The following is a 20,090-nucleotide window of genomic DNA, read 5'->3' as shown; positions in this document are numbered from 1 at the left end:
CCTCCTAATTAACACTTTGTTTAAGTGTATCACTAGAAGGGTGTTTTTTTATGTCCCATTTGACTAGGTTAGTCTAGGGAGTTGGTCTTTTTTTATAATAAATCCAGCCAAATTTTAATCGCTGTCGCTGCGATCATCGCGGCTAGTATCCATTGTAAGTAAACAGCATTCATTTTCTGACCGACTTTCGCCCCAATAGGAGCAGCAATCAAGCTTGCTACGATTAACACAACAGCCGGAAGGAGCATCACTTGACCCGTCAGTATTTTTCCAGTCGAAGCCCCAATTGCAGAAAGAAACGTAATCGCAAGAGATGATGCAATCGTCACTCTTACAGGAATTTTTAAGATAGACAACATCACTGGCACTAGAATAAACGCTCCGCCTGCGCCTAATACACCAGAGACGCCTCCAATGATAAAGGCGATACCAGTAGCCCATCCTTTATGAAAGGTTACCTCTCCTGTTCCTTCAGATCGTTGCTGCCCTTTTTTCGGGATCAACATGAGGATGACGGCTACAATGGCAAGTAGTCCATAGACGATGTTCATTCCTTTCTCTGGCATGAAGTGAGATAAATAGCTGCCTAATAAACTTCCCACCAAAATGCTGCTGCCCATATACAGAATCAATGAGCGATGAAGAAAGCCGCCTTTTCGGTATGCCAATACACCACCAAGTGTGGAACTTAGCACTTGAATAGCCCCTATTCCCGACACTTCGTGTGCTGATAATGACATGACACCGACAAGTGACGGAATATAAAGCAGCATAGGGTAATTGATAACAGAACCCCCAATCCCCACCATACCAGATAAGAAGGCACCAACCATTCCAATGATGAATAATGTTAGCAAAAACGCTATGTCCACGCTGGTCTCCTCCTTTACAAAAGAAAAAGGGGCTCTCTCACAGATACCCCTTCCCCCTTTAGGACCCTTTTCTCATCCAGAACTTCAGCACATTTCCTTCATTTGTCTGTGCGATCAGTTCATGCCCGCTTGACTTAGCCCATGCCGCTAAGTCAGCTTGAGCCCCTTTATCTGTTGCATGTATTTCTAATACTTGACCTTCCGCCAAGTCATCCATCTTTTTCTTTGTTCGTACAATCGGCATTGGGCATGCAAGCCCCTTTACGTCTAATATGTGATCTGATGTCATTTGATCGTCCCTCTTTTCTTTATTTTATGGAATTTCATCGAATCGCACAACGGTTTGGACCAATTTCCATCTCTCGCTGCTGTTCTTCATCTGGATTCAGCTTCCCCATATTGGTTTGCCGAATATCTTGATAAGCATTGGGCTGTGCAGGTAGATCCTCCGTCACCATTCGTCTAAAAACGGCTTCATCTTCGATGTTCAGCCCATGATTTTCTTTCAGAAGCGTCCCTAACTTCCGCCAAACACTTCCGTCCTCATTGACCTCTTCCATGATCATGAAATGCGCTGGAAGAACGATTAAATCTTCCGAAAGCGCTGTATACCGTTCATAGAGTGTTTCTCTTAAATCACCTACCCAATCCTCCGCCATCCCAGCTAGATCAGGTCTTCCGATGGAATCAACGAATAAAATATCGCCTGTCAAAAGATATTGATCGTCAACGATAAAGGATGTGGAACCGATGGTATGGCCTGGTGAATAAAGCGGATGAATATCAAGATTCGTCTCTCCAATTGAGACTCTCCGTCCCTCTTCTAGGCGTTCATATTGAAATACGACGTCTTCGGCATCCTTCGATGGCAACCAATAGACCGCACCAGTCTGTTCAGCCAACTCTTTCCCGCCTGATATATGATCAGCATGAAGATGTGTATCAAACACATGCTTGACTGTCACGCCATGCTTTTCAGCAAAATCAATATACACATTCGTCATTCTAGATGGATCGACAATTGCCGCTTCCCCATTTGAGATCATCATATAAGAGAGGCAGCCCTTCCCTATACGAACAAATTGGTACATCTCTCCTCCAGCCACTTCACCAATCTTCACTGGCTCTAGGTGCTCACTCCACGCCTTCATGCCACCCTCTAAATAATGGACATCTCTCCCCGCCTCTGAAAGCATCTCTGCTACCATCACAGAAGAACCCTCTTTGGCACAAACGACCAACACTTCTCTGTCACTCGGCACGCTTTGTAGAATTCCTTCAACCCCTTCAAGCAATTCAAAGTATGGCACATTGATCACATCAATGGATTCTCCTTCAATCTTCCAATCTTGAAAAGCTTCTTCATGCCTTACATCTAATAAAAAGAGCGGCTCTTTATCCATGATCTTTTTCGTTAATTGCTTGGCAGTCATTGCTTTGACAGTCATGATGATTCAGCTCCTTTTTTCTCAATCTTTCCTGTCCAGCTATTCATACCTGGCACTACATTGATCAATTGATGAAATCCTTTTTCTTTTAATTTTTGTGCCGCCAATTCACTTCTTCTGCCCGAATGACAAATGACGTAAATGAGCGTCTCTCTATTCAATTCTTCAGCACGGTGCTCAATCTCACCAAGCGGAATATGAACAGCTCCAGGGATGTGTCCCCCCTCATATTCATCTAGCTCTCTTACATCTAAAATAAATAAATCCAGATCATCTTCTTCTACCTTCTGTTGGAATGTGTGCAATGACATTTCTGATATCATGGATTGGTCTTCCTCCTCTTTGAAGCCGCCCTTACGTATATAATGGCGCAACACATTTCCCTCTACTTCTGTTCCTAAAAATTCGTGACCAGCGCTTTTCGCCCAAGCCTCAAGATCGGCCTTTGACCCTCTATCTGTTGCTTGAATTTCTAAAACATCACCTGATGTTAGTTCATTCATTTGCTTTTTCGTTTTGACAATTGGCATTGGGCACGCAAGCCCTTTTGCGTCTAAAACCTTAGTAGGTTGCTGCATGTCATGTCCTCCTTTATATAGGGGTAGGGGTATATTTATGGCCATATTAAGCCCTTGTACGCCAAGCGTTCATACCACCCTTGATATTTGTAATCTGAGTAAAGCCTTGCTTCTTCAATATTTTTGCTGCCTGCATGCTCCTCATGCCACTTTGACACATGACATATACTTCTTTGTTCTTCTGAAGCTGATGAGATTGTTCCCTTAAATGAGACAAAGGGATATTTCGGAACCCCTTCATATGGCCTGTTTGAAACTCTGCAGGAGAACGTACATCAATCAACTGTTGTGCATTGTTCAGATTTAATTTCACGTCCGCTGCATCGACTTGTTTCACGCCTCGTACAGGAAGAAATCGGCTCACAACCAAACTGATCACGATGATCAACAAAACCGTTTGAATCATATGTCATCACCTCATTAGATAAATAAATTCACATTGCCGATTTCAGCGTCAGCTAAGTAAGCGGCCACACCGGCATATTGAATGTCAGTTAATAATTCACTCTCCTGTAATCCTAAAAGATCCATCGTCATCGTACATGCAACAAGGTTGATATTCTGCTCCTTCGCCATATCAATGAGCTGCGGCAAAGTCATCGCATGGTGCTTTTTGATGACATGCTTGATCATCTTTGGCCCCATTCCTGCGAAATTCATTTTGGACAGCCCCATTCGATCAGCGCCTTGAGGCATCATGCGTCCAAACATTTTTTCCAAAAAGCCTTTCTTCACTGGTACCATTTCTTCCTTACGCAATGCATTCAATCCCCAAAAGGTATGAAAAATTGTCACCTCATGATCATAAGCAGCTGCACCATTTGCAATAATATAAGCCGCCATCGCTTTATCATAATCTCCACTAAATAAAACGATCGTCGTTCGTTTCTTTTGTTCGTCCATTGTAATCCTCCTTATTTTATTACCCTAGGGGGTATATAAGAAACAAAAATATATACATATACCGGTAAGGGTATATTATAACAAGTAAAAAAAATCGTCAACCCCATGGGTCGATGAAATTTTTACCTGCTTTTCACCAAAAGTTCGACCGCTTCTTTCACAAGATTCTCTGTATCCTTGCCTTGTTCAAGACTTTCGCGGACACATTGCTCAAGGTTTGTACTCACAATGACACCCATCGCTCGATCAATCGCATTGCGTGATGCAGATAGCTGTGTTACAACTTCACGGCAATCCTTCCCTTGCTCCATCATGGCAAGAACACCTTTAATCTGTCCCTCAATTCGACGAAGACGGTTCTTCATCTGTTGATTATACTCCACGTACAAACACTCCTTTCTATTCATCCTATGATCAGATAATATACCCTTAGAGGTATTTAGTCAATCATGATCATTCATTTAAAACTGAAATTAATTGCATATTCATCCAATCATTGATAAAAAGAAGAGAACATTTCTTTAGAAAAAGGAGAAGTCACATGACCTTATATCATTATATTGCCGCAAACAAGGAGCTTCCACTTGGTAGCTTTGGACAAAACCCAACATACAAACCTATCTCTGAACTCAATCCCAACATGAGTAATTACGTTCAATTGAAAGGGGAAAAATATCAAAAAGGGGATCAGCTGATAGAAGTATATGAAACCGAAGAAGACTTCAACGGCATCTACATTGATAAACCAGATCCCCACTACGAAGCGGCAGTTAGAGACAAATTGACACATCCCTATATTTATCAACTAGAGATCATCCTGTCCCTACGCCCCCTGTTTCTTTTCATTGAAAAACATCTGTCAAAAGGGGACACCATCGAAATCTACTCTTGTTTAAACGATGAGGAATCGAAAGAAAAAGATGACCGATTAGACACTGTAATTGACCTAGCTCAAATGCGCTTTGGAAAACATATATATTTTAAAAAGATAGACGAACTCATTCACATGTTTGAGTTAGAAGACAAGCAATATGTGTTGGTGAAGAAGTAAGTTGATGGGATAAAGCAATTTATCACATGACTAACTTTCCTCTTGGCAGAACGGCTAATCATTATGTTTTTTATATCATTTACAAATAATGTATGAATATACATTATTATAAATGTTATTCAAGATGATAAAAGTAAGGAAACCATTTTTTAGTCCCCTTACTTTTATATGAAAAGACGAAAAATTGATTAGCTATATGTCCTAATCCCAATTTTCTATATGCACTTTTAATTTTGGTATATTGAATACCCTTTGTATCTCTGTATGATCTTCAGTATCTATATAACTTTCATTTTCATGAGAACACGTGATCAACCATGCTTCCCCATTTTTAAAAAAGGACAAATCTTCTGGTAAATTTGGTTGCTCCCAATCATATAAAGATTGTGCAACTTCTAAAAGAATACTCTTTGCATTTTCATCTGTGTAATAATAATAAACCTTTGCTGTTTGATCGTCTCCAAGAAGTGTGCTCGCCCATTCCGATTGTTCTTTCATCTCTTTCAATGAACTTTCGAGTTTTTTTAAAAGTGGCTCAAAAGATTTTAAAGAGCCCATGTCTTTTCTTAAAACTAAATGAAACTCATCGCAAATGTCGAAAGCCAAATCAATTAATTTTGAGTACTGTTCACCCTTTGGGTTTTTTTCAATGATTAACATTTTTTACACCTTCTCATATACTTTTTAATTTTGTTTAATATTGGATTTTCTTGTTTTAGCAGTATGAAATTGATAATAATATACAAAAGGGAATGCCATTATAATACCAGATTTAACAAGTAATTGAATGAATCTCCTTGCAGAAAAACCAATTATACTAATTCAAATTCCCTTATACCAAAAGATTTTTGAATTAAACTTATAATAGAAACAGACTGCTATAAATAATCAATATCACTTTAAAATGATTAAGTTATACTGATGTACAAAGAATTTCTTGTGAAAACAAGGAAAGACGTAAAATACTCAACTCTGTCTTCTTCGTCTTCAGAATCTACAAAATCAATCCATTCCAATAATTGAGTAAAAATAGACGAATGATAATGAAGAGTAATTTAAAAATGGAAGTAGGGAATCCCATGTCAAACAAAAAAATACCCAATCAATTAGTCGCCGAAAAGTCCCCATACCTCCTTCAACATGCCTACAATCCGGTCAACTGGTACACATGGTCAGACGAAGCATTCGACAAAGCCAAACGTGAAAACAAACCAGTGCTTGTGAGCATTGGCTATGCCACTTGTCACTGGTGCCACGTCATGGCTCACGAAACCTTTGAAGATCATGAAGTCGCTGATATCTTAAATGAACACTTTGTTTCAATCAAAGTCGATCGTGAGGAGCGTCCGGATATTGATTCTATGTATATGTCCGTTTGCCAGATGATGACGGGACAAGGCGGCTGGCCACTCAATGTGTTTATTACGCCTGACCAAAAACCTTTTTATGCAGGAACATATTTTCCAAAGAGAAGTGCTTATGGCCGCCCAGGTTTCATTGAAGCCTTGACTCAATTGCTTGATGCGTATCACCATGATCGTGATCATATCGAGTCTTTGGCGGAAAAAGCAACAAACAATCTACGAATTAAAGCAGCAGGGCAGATTGAAAAAACACTCTCTCAAGACGTCATTCATCAAGCCTATTACCAGCTCATGAGCAGCTTCGATACGCTGTATGGTGGATTCGGCTCTGCGCCAAAATTCCCTGCCCCTCATATGCTCACGTTTCTTATGCGTTATTACGAATGGACAGGGCAAGAAAATGCGTTATATGCAGTCACGAAAACGTTAGATGGCATGGCAAATGGCGGCATATATGATCATATAGGTTCAGGGTTTTCTCGTTATTCAACAGATGAGAAGTGGCTCGTGCCTCATTTTGAAAAGATGCTCTATGATAACGCTTTGCTGATAGAGACCTATACTGAAGTCTTCCAGATCACGCAGCTCCCACATTACAAAAACCTTGTCCACCACCTCATTCAATTTGTCAAAAGGGACATGATGAGTAGTGACGGCTCGTTCTATTCAGCAATCGATGCTGACTCGGAAGGGAAAGAAGGACAATATTATGTCTGGTCAAAAGATGACATCATGACTCTTTTAGGTGACGACCTCGGTGCTTTATTTTGTAACGTATATCACATCACAGATGAGGGGAATTTTGAAGGATTGAACATTCCCCATACCATTTCGACGCCTTTCGATGACATCAAAACATCGCTGGGAATAGACGAAGAGACCCTTCAGACAAAACTGCAATCAGCTCGATCGATATTACTGTCTGCAAGGGAACAGCGACCAGCACCGCTTGTTGATGACAAAGTGCTTACGTCTTGGAATGCACTGATGATCTCTGCACTCGCCAAAGCAGGAAGTGTGTTTGATTTAAAGGAATCTATCAGTATGGCTCAACAAGCCATGTCCTTCCTTGAAACACACCTTATCAAAGATGGACGCATGATGGTTCGATACCGTGACGGGGATGTGAAGCATCTGGCGTTTATCGAGGATTATGCACATATGCTGTCAGCTTACCTGTCTTTATATGAAGCTACCTTTGAATTCATGTACCTTGAAAAGGCAAAGACCATTGCTGAGAACATGTTTGATTTATTCTGGGATGAGGAAAAAGGGGGCTTTTTCTTCTCTGGATCTGATGCTGAAGCGCTGATCGTTCGTGAAAAAGAAGTATATGACGGTGCTATGCCTTCTGGTAACAGCACAGCACTAAAACAGCTGCTTATTTTGTCCAGGATGATTGGAAGGCAGGACTGGATCGAGAAACTAGAGAACATGTTCAAAGCCTTTTACGTCGATGTTTCTTCCTATCCAAGCGGTCATACAGCCTTCTTACAAGGATATTTATATCAATATGCCACCAAGCGAGAAATCATCATTCTTGGAAAAAAAGGGGATCCTCAGAAAGAGAGACTTTTACAGACGATACGGAAGCACTCGATGCCATTTGATGTGATCCTGACCGCTGAATCAGGAGCAGATCTTCACCATCTAGCACCATTTGTAAAAGATTACAAAACAATCAACAATAAGACCACCGTCTATATTTGTGAAAACTTTACCTGCCGCCAGCCTATCACCAATGTAGATGAAGCAATTGCACAACTGTTTCCATCTTGAGTTTGTCATATGATGACCGAGAGAAGACAAAATATGAACAAACAAGTAAAAGAATTGTCAATTCGCTAACAATTCAACGATACGGTTTTATTTTTCCTTTAAAACGGTTAGAATCCGCACTAGATGTTCTCATACCGAAAGGGGATAAGATAGCATGAAAAAGATCGCATTTTCACTCACCGCTTGTCTGTTATCGATTGGATTAGTAGCTTGCACATCAAATGATGCGAAGCAGGATTCTGCCAAAAACAACGAGACAACGCAGGCGGATGAAAAAGAGCAGCAAAAGCAATTAAAAGACATGCAAAAGAAGTTAGACGCACAAAAAATAGATGATCAAAAGATCGTAGCCACCGTCAACAAAGATAAAATCACTGGCAGTGAATATAATAGCGCATTATCAACGATTCAAGGTCAATTTCAGCAAGCAGGACAAGACCCAACTTCTAAAGAAGGGGCAAAGCAAGTCAAGAAACAAACCATTGATGCGCTTGTAGGTCAACAATTGATCCTGCAAGATGCTGAGAAGAAAGGCTTCAAGGCCTCTGACAAGCAAGTAGACAAACAGCTAGCTGAAGAAAAGAAACAATTCAAAGACAACGCACAATTTGAAGAAGCCCTTAAAAAGAGTGGTCTGACAATCAATCAGCTAAAAGGTGATATTGCCGATAGCATCAAATATAGCCAATATGTCGATAAAGAAATCAAAGCACCTTCAGTATCTGAACAGGATGTCAAAGCATACTATGATCAATACGCTGACCAAATGAAAAAACAGAAACAAAAAGCACCCGATTACAAAGACATCAAATCTCAAATCAAAAAACAACTAGAACTTCAGGAAAAACAACAGTTCATCCAAACAGAAATTGAAAAGCTCAAGAAATCTGCAAAAATTAAAGTTTCTATCTCATGAGGAATCCGCCATTGTGCGGATTTTTTTCATGTCTTGTTTTTCCAAAATAATGACAAAAGCCTCATCATAAACACCTCTTCCAGCCGATATGATAGGAGTACAAGAAAGCGCTATCAATTTATATCTTTCGTTGAAAAAGTACAAGATCATGAACAGATCTCAACCTTTTTCTTCATATCTACAAAAGGAGGATCTATATGTTGAAGTGGTTTAAACCGGCTCCGCATATCGATAGGCTCGATGATGCCAAAACAGACGAAACCTATAAACGGTTGCGCCTGCAAGTCTTTTTAGGAATCTTTATCGGATATGCGGGCTACTATTTACTACGCAAAAACTTTGCCTTTGCTATTCCTTACCTACAAGAAGAAGGGTTTACCAAAAGTGAATTAGGCTTTGTCCTAGCGGCCGTTTCCATCGCTTATGGCTTTAGTAAATTCATCATGGGCATGATCTCGGACCGCTGTAACCCGAGGTATTTTTTAGCGACTGGACTCTTTCTATCAGCCATGATCAATATCCTATTTGTCTCCTTTCCATGGGTGACATCCAGTGTATGGATCATGTTCTTATTCATGTTTTTAAATGGATGGTTTCAAGGAATGGGATGGCCGCCATGCGGACGCACGATGGCGCACTGGTTTTCAATCAGTGAACGTGGAACGAAGATGTCAATCTGGAATGTCGCTCACAATATCGGAGGGGGAGTGCTTGCACCGCTCGTCACTTTAGGCATTGTCCTATTTGCCACTTGGAAAAGTATCTTTTTCTTCCCTGCCATCATTGCTATTATTGTTTCTCTTGTCATCATTCTGCTTGTGCGGGACACCCCACAATCCGCTGGGCTTCCACCAATTGAAGAATACCGACATGACTATCCGGCTCAACAATATGAAGATCAAGAAAAAGAATTAACGGTAAAAGAGATTTTATTTAAATATGTACTCAACAATAAATTTCTTTGGTATATCGCCATTGCCAACGTCTTTGTTTATTTCGTTCGTTATGGCGTTGTAGACTGGGCACCTACCTATTTAACAGAAGCAAAAGGCTTTTCACCAGAGAATTCACGCTGGTCTTATTTCCTTTATGAGTATGCGGGCATACCAGGCACCTTGTTATGCGGATGGATCAGTGATCGCTTCTTTAGAAGTCGCCGCGCGCCTGCAGGTGTGATCTTTATGGTCGGTGTCTTGATAGCGGTTCTTGTGTATTGGCTAAACCCAGCGGGCAATCCAATGATTGATAACATTGCCCTCATCAGCATCGGCTTTTTAATTTACGGCCCTGTCATGCTGATTGGACTGCAAGCCATAGATCTCGCTCCTAAAAAGGCCGCCGGCACTGCTGCGGGACTCACAGGCTTCTTCGGCTATATTGGTGGATCTGCCTTTGCCAATGCCATGATGGGCGTAGTCGTCGATCACTATGACTGGACAGGAGGCTTCATATTACTCGTTGGTTCTTGTGTGCTTGCAATTGTATTCCTTGCCATGACATGGAATACAGGCAAGGAGATCGAGCAAGCTTAATGAAAATCACATAAAAGATTCATATCCGCCCAATATGCTCTTTACATCTATTTTTTATGATGGAGGCAGTTACCAAAAGGAGGATGAAATATGAAGAAAAGTAGATTACTTGCTTTCTTGCTGCTCTCTTTTGCTTTGCTGTCTTTTGCATGGGTGCCCACCACCATCTCGGCACACGGAAATCTTTTATCTCCAGATCGTATTCTAACCGTTGCACACCGCGGAGCATCAGGGTATGCACCAGAGCATACCCTGGCTGCCTATCAACTCGCCACTAAGATGAACGTAGATTACATCGAACTCGACCTTCAAATGACGAAAGATGGACACCTGATCGTCATGCACGACGAAACCGTTGATAGAACCACAAACGGAACTGGCTGGATCAAAGATCTCACACTTGCGGAGATCAAACAACTGGATGCCGGCACATGGTTTAACAAAACCTATCCCGACAAACAGAATGCCAACTATATCGGACAACGCGTGCTGACACTAGATGAAGTCCTCCGCCATTTCGGCAAACGAGTCAATTATTATATTGAAACAAAAAAACCAGACCTTTACCCTCAAATGGAAGAAAAGCTGCTGGCTACTTTAAAAAAACATCATCTTCTCGGGAAACATACTAAAAAAGGGCAGGTCATCATCCAATCCTTCAGCCAAGATAGCCTATTAAAACTACAGCAAATAGCCCCACATGTTCCGAAAGTCCAGTTATTAGACAGAGATCAAATGACGTCCATAACTGACAAAGAACTGCAATATATCACAACATACGCGGTAGGTGTCGGACCAAACTTTAGAGCACTAACGCCTGAGAACGTGAAACAAGTAAGAAGCCACGGACTCCTCCTCCATCCATATACAGTAAACAACGAAGCCGACATGACGCGCCTGCTACAATACGGGATTACTGGTCTATTCACCAATTTTCCAGATGTGTTTCAGCGTGTAAAAGCTTCAATCTAACAACAAAAGCCTTGCGGTTCATCCGCAAGGCTTTCTATTATTCCACTGTATGTTCAGTTGATTCTGTTTGGATCGGTTTTCGCTTTCCAATACCAAATACATAAAAGCTCAGCACGACTAAAATCAAGAACCCGATTGCCACAATGAGAGAAATACGCGTATCTTGGTTGATAATCATGAACACAAGAACCATCAGTAAGAAACCAATTGTTATATAATTAGAAAATGGCGCCAATGGCATCTTAAACGGATGCTTGTCAAGTTCTGCACCCTTTGCCTTTCTAAAGCGAATATGACTAATTAAAATAACAAACCAAGGCACCATGCCTGGAAGTACGCTCGCACTGTACACATACACGAAAATATTTGGAGGGGATACATAATTCAAGACAACCCCAATCGCCAAACCAATCAGCACAGCAAATGTACCAAAATACGGCACACCATTTTTCGAGATTTTTGTAAAGAAAGCTGGCGCCTGTCCGTTGACACCTAATGTATAAAGCATACGGCCTGCACTGAAAATACCACTGTTACAGCCTGACATAGCAGCTGTAATCACAACAAAGTTAATAATACCTGCCGCAGCAGTAATACCAATTTTCGCAAACGTAGCCACAAATGGACTGCCAAGGCTATTTAGCTGATCCCATGGATACACAGTCACAATAACAAAGATCGCCCCGATGTAGAAAATCAAAATACGCCAGATGATACTATTGATTGCACTCGTCAATGTTTTTTGCGGATTTTGTGCCTCACCCGCTGTAATCCCTATCAGCTCTACTCCCTGATAGGCGGCAATGACAAGAGACAACGCAAACAGGAATCCAGTTATTCCATTTGTAAAGAACCCGCCATGTTCCCAAAGATTAGACAAACCGATGGCTGTTCCACCATTTCCAAACCCAAAGAAAATAATGCCTAAACCCGCAATAATCATTAAAATAATGGTCACGATCTTAATCATAGCAAACCAGAATTCAAATTCCCCAAACGACTTGACCGAAATCAAATTCGCCGCACCTAAAATAATCATCGCTATGAGACCTGGAATCCAAGCCGGTAATTCAGGGAACCAATACTTCATATAAGTCCCGACAGCAATAATTTCAGCCATCCCTACAATGACCCACTGGAACCAGTTACTCCAAGCAGTCATATACCCCGCAAGCGGATGAATATATTTGTGCCCAAATGTAGCAAATGATCCTGTACTCGGTTCAAGATATAACATTTCCCCCATCGCACGCATAATAAAAAAGATAAAAACCCCACACACCGCGTACGCTAGTAGAACCGACGGCCCCGTCCATTGAATCGTTTTTGCCGATCCCATAAACAAGCCAACACCAATAGTTCCGCCAAGTGCAATCATTTGAATATGCCGAGCACTTAACCCTCTCTTTAATTCCTGTTGAGCCACTTTTCTTCCCCCTCATCAACAAACAACATAAAATAAAAAAACAGAATGTTCATTCTGATTATGAAACATCAATCTTTTGATGTATATTATCATAATAAATCTACCTATAAAAAACAATTGTTTTTTTGAGGAAAACACTATTATCTTAATAATCAGAAAAAAGAATGCCTTCAATTTTTCTATTCTTATATAAAAAAATCCTTCTTGCGGTTGCCGTATTGGTAATTAAATATATTCGAATTCATTTGCTTAACCTTCATAAAGTTATCATGAAATAAAACTATCGAAACCTCTTTCGCTCTTAATGGAACGTTAGAGAAATTTAAATTACAAAAAAACACGTATTTAATCCATTAAACATAATGTACTAAATACGTATTTTTAAAAACAGTATTTTTCTCATTAAATACTCAACATCATTTTAGAAATGATGGCACCTGCAATTTGAATAGTCCAATAAGCTACACAAAAACCGACCGCTTTTGAGAAAGATGCCTTTCTTTTCTTTAACATTTTAAATAGTCACTGACATAAAATAAAAAATAGCTTATCATGATGGCCAGTAAATATATCATAGTTTTGACTCCTATAACATTTGTTTAATCACAAAATAAATGATTAGTACTAAGAGTATGCTTTGAAAAGAAATAAAAACTATTCTTATCATTTTATTTCTAATTGTCAATAAAAATTGAAAAGAGAAAATAAAGATTGCTATTAGTATTGGAATGATTCCAATCACCTTGTTATCTAAACTCAACAATAAAATTACAGCTAAAACAAGCAATATATTGGTTAGTATGTTTAATACACGATTATTCATATGTTCACCTCAAATATCCTTGGTGTTATATACCATTCAATTAAAGCTGAAATAAACAACAACACAATGATGATTAAGTCATTTTGTCTCACTCTTTGTACTCTTTACCATTAAAATTCTCCCCTTTTATCCCCCTCTACCAAAAGGTTACCACTTCAAAAAATGGTAATCAATATACATTATCCCTTTTTTGATTTCAGTTTTAAAAACCTATATTGTATATACCAACTTTTATTCCCCACTCTTTTCAATAGATAATTAAAAGAATATAGTAGATTTAAACAATCTAATTTACTTCTTAAATACCTTCTTATTTCTAGGGATTTATAAAAACATGCATTTTATGAAATTATTTAATAAATCCTTCCGAAAAATAATCTTGATTGTAGAAGTTTATTTTGTATACATCATATATGGATTTTGCACCAACACATTACTGTTTTACAAGCAATCTTTAATAAGAGATGTAAAAAACGGAAAATTGGGATATGATGTACAAAGAGGGTGAGAGGGGATTTTATGTTAATTGTAAAACGTTCTGTATATGGATTTATTATTTTTTACACCATATTTCTTAGTATCCTCTTTATAGCAAGATTTATCGCGATAGGAAGAGTAGATCGACATGATTTTAATGAAATTTTCATGTATGTCTTTTTACTATTACTCTATATACCAGCCATTACGGTTCTGCTCTATTTTATTTTATATTATATTGTTGGTTATTTCAGTTTAAAACCAAAACTGAAAATCTTTATGGTCGCGCTCTTAACATCTGTTTCCATTAGTTTAATCCTAACATTTCAACTTAATTTCCCTTTTCTCACAATCAGTGCGTTTATTTCTGCTTTTATCATGAGTCTCATATTACCTTTTATTAAAAACACCCTTACTAAACCATAGTAAGGGTGTTTTTTAGAGTACCAATATTAAAACGCTGATGAGAAATTTCCAAAAGTGTCATGGTAAAATGTTTAAAAACAAAACATATTACTTCCAATACACCCATTTCCCCATGAGCCATTCCACAGGTCCTCTTCTCCACTTTTTCAAATAGAAATAACTGATCAATAACTGTGCTGTATATAGACAAACAGCAATCAACAATCCGAACATCGTACCCATTTGACCAAATAAACCGAGTCCATAAGAATAGAAAATAGTTGTACAGATGATCGATTGTGCCAAATAGTTAGATAGAGATAAACGACCAAGCCCTGCAAACAGACGTTTAAGTCCTTGAGCTGCTTTTGAATAGTAGAAGACGATAAAGGCTTGAATATAACCAATTGACAGCACATAAGCGCCTAACGTGACCACATTTCCGCTCCAAGGGGCATCAATGAACGTCGCACATTTTAGCGTCAACCCAAGTAAAATCACCCAAACCCAGCCTCTGCGGTAAGCCATGCCTCGATCTTCTTCTGTCAAATGCCCTCGTTTGGCAATGGCCATGCCAAGTAACGCAAATGGACCCGCCATAACAGTACCAAAAATGAAGCCTAATAATGGCAACGACACAATACTCATAATGGCCAAAATCACGGTGACAATGACCATATCGTCTTCAATTGTAATCCGGCCCAATACTATATCCCAATAAGTACCGGTCGCATACACATCCGTTAGCAATGCAGCATTTCCTACAGCCAATTTCGTCATAAAAGGCATGACCACTAAAGACACTGCACCTAATGATCCTGCCCATATGAGCATTGTTTTGATCTTGCTTCGCATAAATATCATTAAGAAGAACATACAAGCGCCATAATAAAGAAGGATATCTCCATTCCAAACAAATATAAAATGAAGCATCCCTAGCAAAATCAAACCAAATCCCCGACGAATGACAATGGCATTCGTATTTAATCCCTTTGCCTGCGTTGACTCAATCAACTTGATAAAAGAATAGCCAAACAAAAATGAAAAAATTGGATAAAACGAACCTTGGAACAGAATTTCGGTTACATATGCCCCGAATCCCTGTCCCCATATGTTAGAATGATACATTGCTTCAAAATCATAATCATATTGGAAACTTAGCATATTCACGATCAAAATTCCTAATAAACTAAAACCACGCAAACTATCAATTAGCTCGACCCTCGATCCCTTCAACACGACAACTCCTTCGAAAAATAAAAATATAAAAATAAAGCATATTTATCCTACCACACTTTTAAAAAAATGGTTCATATGCCCTGTCAGAAAGATGTGTTTTAAGGTAAATTTAATAAAAGCCCAGAATAGACATTTCTAGGCTTAAACCTCTTCATTCTTGTTTTTCTTTTTCTTCTTTCCATAGCAAGAACTTCAAATAAAACGATATGCCCAATCCGAAGAAAATAAGGGAGAATTCCCATTTTGCTGATAGAGGCAGTAGGTCCAACATGAGGATCACCAAAATAACAGCTCCTACACCTGCATAAAAAACAACATCTCGTTTTAATTGTTTATTCGACTTAAACAACAATATGGACCTCCTTACCATCATCCTGTCTTGATATAGATTATACTTATACATCATTAGCGTCATGATTATTTATTTTTTATCATTTTCCGAAATTCGCTTTCCGACTAAAGGAAGCCCCATCCATGTGAGGCTTTGCGCTTCCATCAACCTAATTTAAAAGCCACGATTTTCTTTAATGCCTCTTTTGCTGCGGATTGTGCGACGTTCCCCGAAGGTTGTTGTCGTTCCTGTTTCATACACTCGTACATGTTTTGTTCAATTTTTGATGGGTCAATCCAGGAGATACACCATGATGCCCAAAAACAAGTAGCACCTTGACGTTTAGCTAGAGGAATGAGAAAAGGTAAACTTGGCTGGCCAATCCTCATGAGAGAGATTGCAGCCGCCATTCTCGTTTCTTCCTCTTCACTTTCAAGTAGCTGTGCAAGTCGCTCTGCTGCGCCTTGTGCATCCTCGCCAAACTCCCCTAAAACAGCTGCTGCAATATTTCGTGAAGGTCCCTCTTCTTTTAAAGCTTCTACAAGGACTGGTACGGCATCTTTCCCCGACTTTTTCAATTCCTCCATCGCTTGAAGTACCGTCTCTTCATTTGCATTGACTAATTGTTGAACGGATTGAGACAGTTTATCTTCTCGTTTCATGACACAATCAGCTCCCTTTTTAATGAGTCACACATAATCGCTAGGCAATCCATCTTTGCCTACAGAGATATTCTTAGGCCCTTTCATTCACCCTAATATTACCATATGATGTATACACGAAGAATTCAATATAGATACTTTAAAAAGAAGCATAGAAATACCCTTTAGATTCACAGATCCAAAGGGTACATTGATACTATAATTCTTGTTTTCTAAAAAGAAGCAATCCTATAAAGAAAAAGAGAATAATCAAGCTTGTTACACCGAGTAAACTTGTAAGTGCATGATCTGATAGTGTTCCTTTATAGATCATTTCTTCTGCTGCACTTGTCATTCCTTTCGGTGCATACTTTCCCAGTGAATTTTCGAAAAACTGAGGAACTGTAAAGAGAAACAGGTTAATTAATAGGGAAACACCGCCTGCCGTCACTGATCGCTTAAAGAATGCTGATGCACTAATTGTCGACACCACGATCAGTAATAAATTCGGGGAATAAAGAAGTGTTCCTTTTAACACATCAAGCCAATCCAATTGTCCAAATTGAATGTCAACATAATAAACAGAGGCTAGCACTGCCACAACCAGACTGAATATGGTGAGACAGGCATAGGCACATATTTTCGAAATATAATAGCTCGTTCGACTGATCGGTTTCACCATGATCATTGAAATCACGCCAGAGGCTCGTTCGCCAGCAATCGTACCCATGACAATCATGATGAGAATAAAAACACCCATCGAATCAAATTTACTTAACGCACTCGCTAAAGCCTCCCCCGCACTAGGCTCTGGTATATAAAACGTAGATCCTTCTGGTAAATTGGCCGAAGATGATAATAAATCCGGTAACATTTTCAACGTAATTGGCTGTGTAATCATTAAAATCGTAAAAATAATTGGAACAAATAAGATCTTATAACTTGTGAATAATTCCCTGAATTCTTTTTTGAACATCATCATGCGTTCACCACCTTTAAGAAGATATCTTCAAGTGTTAGTTTAGACAATTGGTAATGTAATAGAATGCCACCAGTAGACGTGATCAGTCCCGGTAACTCTTTTAATGCCGCTCGTTTATCACTTACTCGCACTTGGTAAGTCTCCCCCGTATCTATGCATTCCTCCACCCAATCAAGCCCATTTAACATGGTCACTAATTCAGCACTCTTTTTTTCTAATTGAAATTCGATCACTGGCTGAACATAATCTTTTTGAATTTGCTTCATGGAAGAAGACATATATATTTCTCCATTTTTGATCATGATAATATGATCCGCCACCCGTTCAATGTCATCCAAGATATGCGTCGACATAAAGATCAACATTTGATCCTTTAAACGTTCAATCAAGGTCAGGACGTCTTTTCTTCCCATTGGATCAAGTGCGGATACAGGTTCATCTAAAATGAGAACCTTCGGGCTGTTGATGAGTGCTTGTGCAATAGCCAGCCTCTGCTTCATTCCTCCACTATAGCTCCCAATGGAACGATCCTTCGCCTCATAAATGTGACACAGCTTTAACAGCTCCTCCGTTTTAGAACGAATCGTTTTTTTATCTAATTGAAATAATCCCCCAACCCAATGCATCCATTCCTGTCCCGTCATATCCTGATAAAAGGCAGGATTCTGAGGACAATACCCAATCACATGGCTAATTCGATTCATGTCCTGGGTGACATCTAACCCAGCTACCTTCACGACTCCAGATGTAGGACGTGCAAGCCCTGTCAGAATACGAATTGTTGTCGTCTTCCCTGCGCCATTGGCTCCTAAAAAGCCCACACAACCAACTTCCCCAACTGAAAAAGAGACATTTTTCAAAATTTCACGCGAACCATATGTTTTTGTCAGCTCATGACACTCCAGCATGTTCAATTTAACTCCCCCTTTTCTATTGTTTACGTCCAAAAATCAAGTACATAAGTGGCCCGGCGCTCGCTACAAACACGATCACCAATGCCCACCCCCACTTCACTTCACCTCTAATTCTTGATGAGTCTCTTTTGAATAAATCCAGTAAAGCAATTGCCATTAAAATGACTTGTAACAAAATAAGAGGTAATAATAGCTTGATATCCATCCTCACCACTCCTTTTCATAAAATGATGTTTATTTGTCATATCACTTCTTTTGACGACACAAAGGGTGAATCCGTTCAAAAAAGATTTTATTTTTATCAATCGAATGAACTATAAGGGCATGAAAAAAGCCTAGTGAAGTTCATTCACTAGGCTTGAAAACATGTTCTTCTATTTTACATTCCGTTCTCTTTTTTAAAAAGCGAATACATAGGACGTATATTTCCTCTATACTGGCTTCAAGTTCATGTGGGATGACACTCTCAACATCCTCTAGTTCAGTGCCTAAATGGATTAGATTGAGTAATTCCTCTGATCCACCATTTGCCTTAAAAAGATCCATATGACGAGGGCTAAATATAACCTTTTCCGCCTCTTCAATCGTGATAAGACCCTCTTTTAAAGCAGTCATGACACCTAATATTTGCATCGCTACTATTTTATCTAATGACTCGTTGGTTGTATGGTTGATAGTAAATTGAATCATTTATCCTAACATCGCACACCTTTCACTATTCTTGACGCAACTTCATGAAGATGCTCGCAAAATCTTTTCCATCGCTTTCCCTCTAGCTAACTCATCAATTAACTTATCCATATATCGAATGTTCTGCATTGTTTCTTCTTCAATATCTTCTACTCGCACACCACAGATCACTCCCTTGATCAGGTGACGAGACGGATGAAGCTGAGGAGCCTCAGCAAAAAAAGTTTCAATGTCAGTTTCCTTATCCAACTGTTTTTGCAACTCATCTTGGCTATACCCTGTCAACCATCGAATGATCGTATCGACTTCCTCTTTCGTCCGACCTTTTTTCTCAGCCTTTGCTATATAGTGAGGATAGACTTTTACAAAACTCATCGTGTAAATTTTATGTTTGGTCATATGCTCTTCTCACTTTCTTCATTAGAGTATTTTTATGATCCTTGACTTGCTCCTTTATATCATGCCTAATCCTTTTTATTTTCACACCAAAATTGTATTTTAACACATATGGAGGTAAACACACTTTTATCACAAAGGCAGTGGGGCACTATAGGCCTGTTCTGGACAAATGGTTCGTCATACATCGTGTAATCATCTCTTTGAGGCTCTTGTTGTACTAAATCTTTTGATTTATCTGCATACAAAAAAGCCGCTCATATGAATACGGCTCAAGTTTTAGTGTTCTTTTTTTTAATAAAGTAAACGACTGCTGCAATAATGACTACAGGTACCACAACAAATAAACCA

23 protein-coding genes are annotated in these 20,090 nt (G+C 39.2%); 6 read left to right on the top strand and 17 right to left on the bottom strand.

The genetic code is table 11. The annotated features are described in order from the left end of the window. Nucleotides 1–92: 92 nt before the first annotated feature. The 7 genes from AB1K80_RS15615 to AB1K80_RS15585 form a co-directional block, all read right to left on the bottom strand. The gene (locus AB1K80_RS15615) at nucleotides 93–872 is read right to left on the bottom strand and encodes a sulfite exporter TauE/SafE family protein (protein ID WP_412857730.1); all 780 of its coding nucleotides are present in this window, start codon (nucleotides 870–872) and stop codon (nucleotides 93–95) included. 58 nt (nucleotides 873–930) lie between these two features. Continuing rightward, entirely contained in the window at nucleotides 931–1,161 is a 231-nt protein-coding gene (locus AB1K80_RS15610; RefSeq protein ID WP_412857729.1) for a sulfurtransferase TusA family protein, read from the bottom strand. A 34-nt stretch (nucleotides 1,162–1,195) separates the two neighbouring features. Beyond that, nucleotides 1,196–2,320, bottom strand: coding sequence for an MBL fold metallo-hydrolase (locus AB1K80_RS15605; RefSeq protein WP_412857727.1), 1,125 nt, complete (start codon nucleotides 2,318–2,320; stop codon nucleotides 1,196–1,198). Then, nucleotides 2,317–2,898, bottom strand: a complete 582-nt coding sequence (locus AB1K80_RS15600; protein WP_412857725.1) for a sulfurtransferase TusA family protein — start codon at nucleotides 2,896–2,898, stop codon at nucleotides 2,317–2,319. The genes AB1K80_RS15605 and AB1K80_RS15600 overlap by 4 nt, the downstream gene beginning before the upstream one ends. A 46-nt stretch (nucleotides 2,899–2,944) precedes the next feature. Beyond that, nucleotides 2,945–3,304, bottom strand: a complete 360-nt coding sequence (locus AB1K80_RS15595; RefSeq protein ID WP_412857724.1) for a rhodanese-like domain-containing protein — start codon at nucleotides 3,302–3,304, stop codon at nucleotides 2,945–2,947. 14 nt (nucleotides 3,305–3,318) lie between these two features. Next, nucleotides 3,319–3,801: a DsrE/DsrF/DrsH-like family protein gene (locus tag AB1K80_RS15590; protein WP_412857722.1), complete on the bottom strand. Its 483-nt coding sequence runs from the start codon at nucleotides 3,799–3,801 to the stop codon at nucleotides 3,319–3,321. A gap of 122 nt (nucleotides 3,802–3,923) precedes the next feature. Beyond that, complete coding sequence (locus tag AB1K80_RS15585) at nucleotides 3,924–4,184, bottom strand: metal-sensitive transcriptional regulator (protein WP_289381127.1); 261 nt, start codon at nucleotides 4,182–4,184, stop codon at nucleotides 3,924–3,926. 158 nt (nucleotides 4,185–4,342) lie between these two features. Here AB1K80_RS15585 and AB1K80_RS15580 point away from each other — a divergent pair, with 158 nt between their 5' ends. After that, nucleotides 4,343–4,852 (top strand): hypothetical protein, encoded by a 510-nt coding sequence (locus AB1K80_RS15580; protein WP_412857720.1) that lies wholly within the window; start codon nucleotides 4,343–4,345, stop codon nucleotides 4,850–4,852. 201 nt (nucleotides 4,853–5,053) lie between these two features. Here the strand turns inward: AB1K80_RS15580 and AB1K80_RS15575 are convergent, their stop codons facing one another. Beyond that, complete coding sequence (locus tag AB1K80_RS15575) at nucleotides 5,054–5,512, bottom strand: stage III sporulation protein AH (protein ID WP_412857719.1); 459 nt, start codon at nucleotides 5,510–5,512, stop codon at nucleotides 5,054–5,056. Between the two features lie 419 nt (nucleotides 5,513–5,931). Between AB1K80_RS15575 and AB1K80_RS15570 the strand changes: the two genes are divergently transcribed. The 4 genes from AB1K80_RS15570 (at nucleotide 5,932) to AB1K80_RS15555 (ending at nucleotide 11,415) form a co-directional block, all read left to right on the top strand. Beyond that, nucleotides 5,932–7,995 carry a thioredoxin domain-containing protein gene (locus AB1K80_RS15570; protein ID WP_412857717.1) on the top strand — a complete coding sequence of 688 codons (2,064 nt, stop codon included), beginning with the start codon at nucleotides 5,932–5,934 and terminating at the stop codon, nucleotides 7,993–7,995. A gap of 154 nt (nucleotides 7,996–8,149) precedes the next feature. Then, on the top strand, nucleotides 8,150–8,911 hold the full coding sequence (locus tag AB1K80_RS15565; protein WP_412857715.1) for a SurA N-terminal domain-containing protein: 762 nt from the start codon (nucleotides 8,150–8,152) through the stop codon (nucleotides 8,909–8,911). A 197-nt stretch (nucleotides 8,912–9,108) separates the two neighbouring features. After that, nucleotides 9,109–10,443 carry a glycerol-3-phosphate transporter gene (gene glpT / locus AB1K80_RS15560; protein WP_412857714.1) on the top strand — a complete coding sequence of 445 codons (1,335 nt, stop codon included), beginning with the start codon at nucleotides 9,109–9,111 and terminating at the stop codon, nucleotides 10,441–10,443. Between the two features lie 90 nt (nucleotides 10,444–10,533). Next, nucleotides 10,534–11,415 (top strand): glycerophosphodiester phosphodiesterase, encoded by an 882-nt coding sequence (locus AB1K80_RS15555; protein WP_412857713.1) that lies wholly within the window; start codon nucleotides 10,534–10,536, stop codon nucleotides 11,413–11,415. A gap of 37 nt (nucleotides 11,416–11,452) precedes the next feature. Here the strand turns inward: AB1K80_RS15555 and AB1K80_RS15550 are convergent, their stop codons facing one another. Then, nucleotides 11,453–12,841, bottom strand: coding sequence for an amino acid permease (locus AB1K80_RS15550; protein WP_412857712.1), 1,389 nt, complete (start codon nucleotides 12,839–12,841; stop codon nucleotides 11,453–11,455). Between the two features lie 1,342 nt (nucleotides 12,842–14,183). Between AB1K80_RS15550 and AB1K80_RS15545 the strand changes: the two genes are divergently transcribed. After that, nucleotides 14,184–14,567 (top strand): hypothetical protein, encoded by a 384-nt coding sequence (locus AB1K80_RS15545; protein WP_412857711.1) that lies wholly within the window; start codon nucleotides 14,184–14,186, stop codon nucleotides 14,565–14,567. 87 nt (nucleotides 14,568–14,654) lie between these two features. On the opposite strand, the gene AB1K80_RS15540 is transcribed toward AB1K80_RS15545, so the two are convergent. From AB1K80_RS15540 to AB1K80_RS15505, 8 genes are all read right to left on the bottom strand, one after another. Further along, complete coding sequence (locus tag AB1K80_RS15540) at nucleotides 14,655–15,782, bottom strand: DUF418 domain-containing protein (RefSeq protein ID WP_412857710.1); 1,128 nt, start codon at nucleotides 15,780–15,782, stop codon at nucleotides 14,655–14,657. 154 nt (nucleotides 15,783–15,936) lie between these two features. Then, complete coding sequence (locus tag AB1K80_RS15535; protein WP_412857709.1) at nucleotides 15,937–16,134, bottom strand: hypothetical protein; 198 nt, start codon at nucleotides 16,132–16,134, stop codon at nucleotides 15,937–15,939. A 146-nt stretch (nucleotides 16,135–16,280) separates the two neighbouring features. Beyond that, nucleotides 16,281–16,778 (bottom strand): HEAT repeat domain-containing protein, encoded by a 498-nt coding sequence (locus AB1K80_RS15530; protein WP_412857708.1) that lies wholly within the window; start codon nucleotides 16,776–16,778, stop codon nucleotides 16,281–16,283. A gap of 196 nt (nucleotides 16,779–16,974) precedes the next feature. After that, nucleotides 16,975–17,739: an ABC transporter permease gene (locus AB1K80_RS15525; RefSeq protein ID WP_412857706.1), complete on the bottom strand. Its 765-nt coding sequence runs from the start codon at nucleotides 17,737–17,739 to the stop codon at nucleotides 16,975–16,977. Next, nucleotides 17,736–18,647 carry an ABC transporter ATP-binding protein gene (locus AB1K80_RS15520; protein ID WP_412857733.1) on the bottom strand — a complete coding sequence of 304 codons (912 nt, stop codon included), beginning with the start codon at nucleotides 18,645–18,647 and terminating at the stop codon, nucleotides 17,736–17,738. Before AB1K80_RS15520 ends, AB1K80_RS15525 begins: the two co-directional genes overlap by 4 nt. Before the next feature lie 22 nt (nucleotides 18,648–18,669). Continuing rightward, nucleotides 18,670–18,858 (bottom strand): PLD nuclease N-terminal domain-containing protein, encoded by a 189-nt coding sequence (locus AB1K80_RS15515; RefSeq protein WP_412857705.1) that lies wholly within the window; start codon nucleotides 18,856–18,858, stop codon nucleotides 18,670–18,672. Nucleotides 18,859–18,998: 140 nt separating this feature from the next. After that, the gene (locus AB1K80_RS15510) at nucleotides 18,999–19,343 is read right to left on the bottom strand and encodes a DUF3969 family protein (protein WP_412857704.1); all 345 of its coding nucleotides are present in this window, start codon (nucleotides 19,341–19,343) and stop codon (nucleotides 18,999–19,001) included. Nucleotides 19,344–19,385: 42 nt separating this feature from the next. After that, complete coding sequence (locus AB1K80_RS15505; protein ID WP_412857703.1) at nucleotides 19,386–19,742, bottom strand: DUF2200 domain-containing protein; 357 nt, start codon at nucleotides 19,740–19,742, stop codon at nucleotides 19,386–19,388. Nucleotides 19,743–20,090: the final 348 nt, after the last annotated feature.

This window comes from Bacillus sp. 179-C3.3 HS (assembly GCF_047229225.1).
Lineage (GTDB): Bacteria > Bacillota > Bacilli > Bacillales > Bacillaceae > Bacillus.
This window is presented reverse-complemented; position numbering and strand designations above follow the sequence as displayed.

Bases quoted from the DNA above. Each gene is read 5' to 3' on its own strand.
- AB1K80_RS15610 (WP_412857729.1), bottom strand. From the start codon at position 1,161: ATGACATCAGATCACATATTAGACGTAAAGGGGCTTGCATGCCCAATG.
- AB1K80_RS15605 (WP_412857727.1), bottom strand. From the start codon at position 2,320: ATGACTGTCAAAGCAATGACTGCCAAGCAATTAACGAAAAAGATCATG.
- AB1K80_RS15600 (WP_412857725.1), bottom strand. From the start codon at position 2,898: ATGCAGCAACCTACTAAGGTTTTAGACGCAAAAGGGCTTGCGTGCCCA.
- AB1K80_RS15595 (WP_412857724.1), bottom strand. From the start codon at position 3,304: ATGATTCAAACGGTTTTGTTGATCATCGTGATCAGTTTGGTTGTGAGC.
- AB1K80_RS15590 (WP_412857722.1), bottom strand. From the start codon at position 3,801: ATGGACGAACAAAAGAAACGAACGACGATCGTTTTATTTAGTGGAGAT.
- AB1K80_RS15580 (WP_412857720.1), top strand. From the start codon at position 4,343: ATGACCTTATATCATTATATTGCCGCAAACAAGGAGCTTCCACTTGGT.
- AB1K80_RS15575 (WP_412857719.1), bottom strand. From the start codon at position 5,512: ATGTTAATCATTGAAAAAAACCCAAAGGGTGAACAGTACTCAAAATTA.
- AB1K80_RS15570 (WP_412857717.1), top strand. From the start codon at position 5,932: ATGTCAAACAAAAAAATACCCAATCAATTAGTCGCCGAAAAGTCCCCA.
- AB1K80_RS15565 (WP_412857715.1), top strand. From the start codon at position 8,150: ATGAAAAAGATCGCATTTTCACTCACCGCTTGTCTGTTATCGATTGGA.
- glpT (WP_412857714.1), top strand. From the start codon at position 9,109: ATGTTGAAGTGGTTTAAACCGGCTCCGCATATCGATAGGCTCGATGAT.
- AB1K80_RS15555 (WP_412857713.1), top strand. From the start codon at position 10,534: ATGAAGAAAAGTAGATTACTTGCTTTCTTGCTGCTCTCTTTTGCTTTG.
- AB1K80_RS15545 (WP_412857711.1), top strand. From the start codon at position 14,184: ATGTTAATTGTAAAACGTTCTGTATATGGATTTATTATTTTTTACACC.
- AB1K80_RS15530 (WP_412857708.1), bottom strand. From the start codon at position 16,778: ATGAAACGAGAAGATAAACTGTCTCAATCCGTTCAACAATTAGTCAAT.
- AB1K80_RS15525 (WP_412857706.1), bottom strand. From the start codon at position 17,739: ATGATGATGTTCAAAAAAGAATTCAGGGAATTATTCACAAGTTATAAG.
- AB1K80_RS15520 (WP_412857733.1), bottom strand. From the start codon at position 18,647: ATGCTGGAGTGTCATGAGCTGACAAAAACATATGGTTCGCGTGAAATT.
- AB1K80_RS15515 (WP_412857705.1), bottom strand. From the start codon at position 18,858: ATGGATATCAAGCTATTATTACCTCTTATTTTGTTACAAGTCATTTTA.
- AB1K80_RS15510 (WP_412857704.1), bottom strand. From the start codon at position 19,343: ATGATTCAATTTACTATCAACCATACAACCAACGAGTCATTAGATAAA.
- AB1K80_RS15505 (WP_412857703.1), bottom strand. From the start codon at position 19,742: ATGACCAAACATAAAATTTACACGATGAGTTTTGTAAAAGTCTATCCT.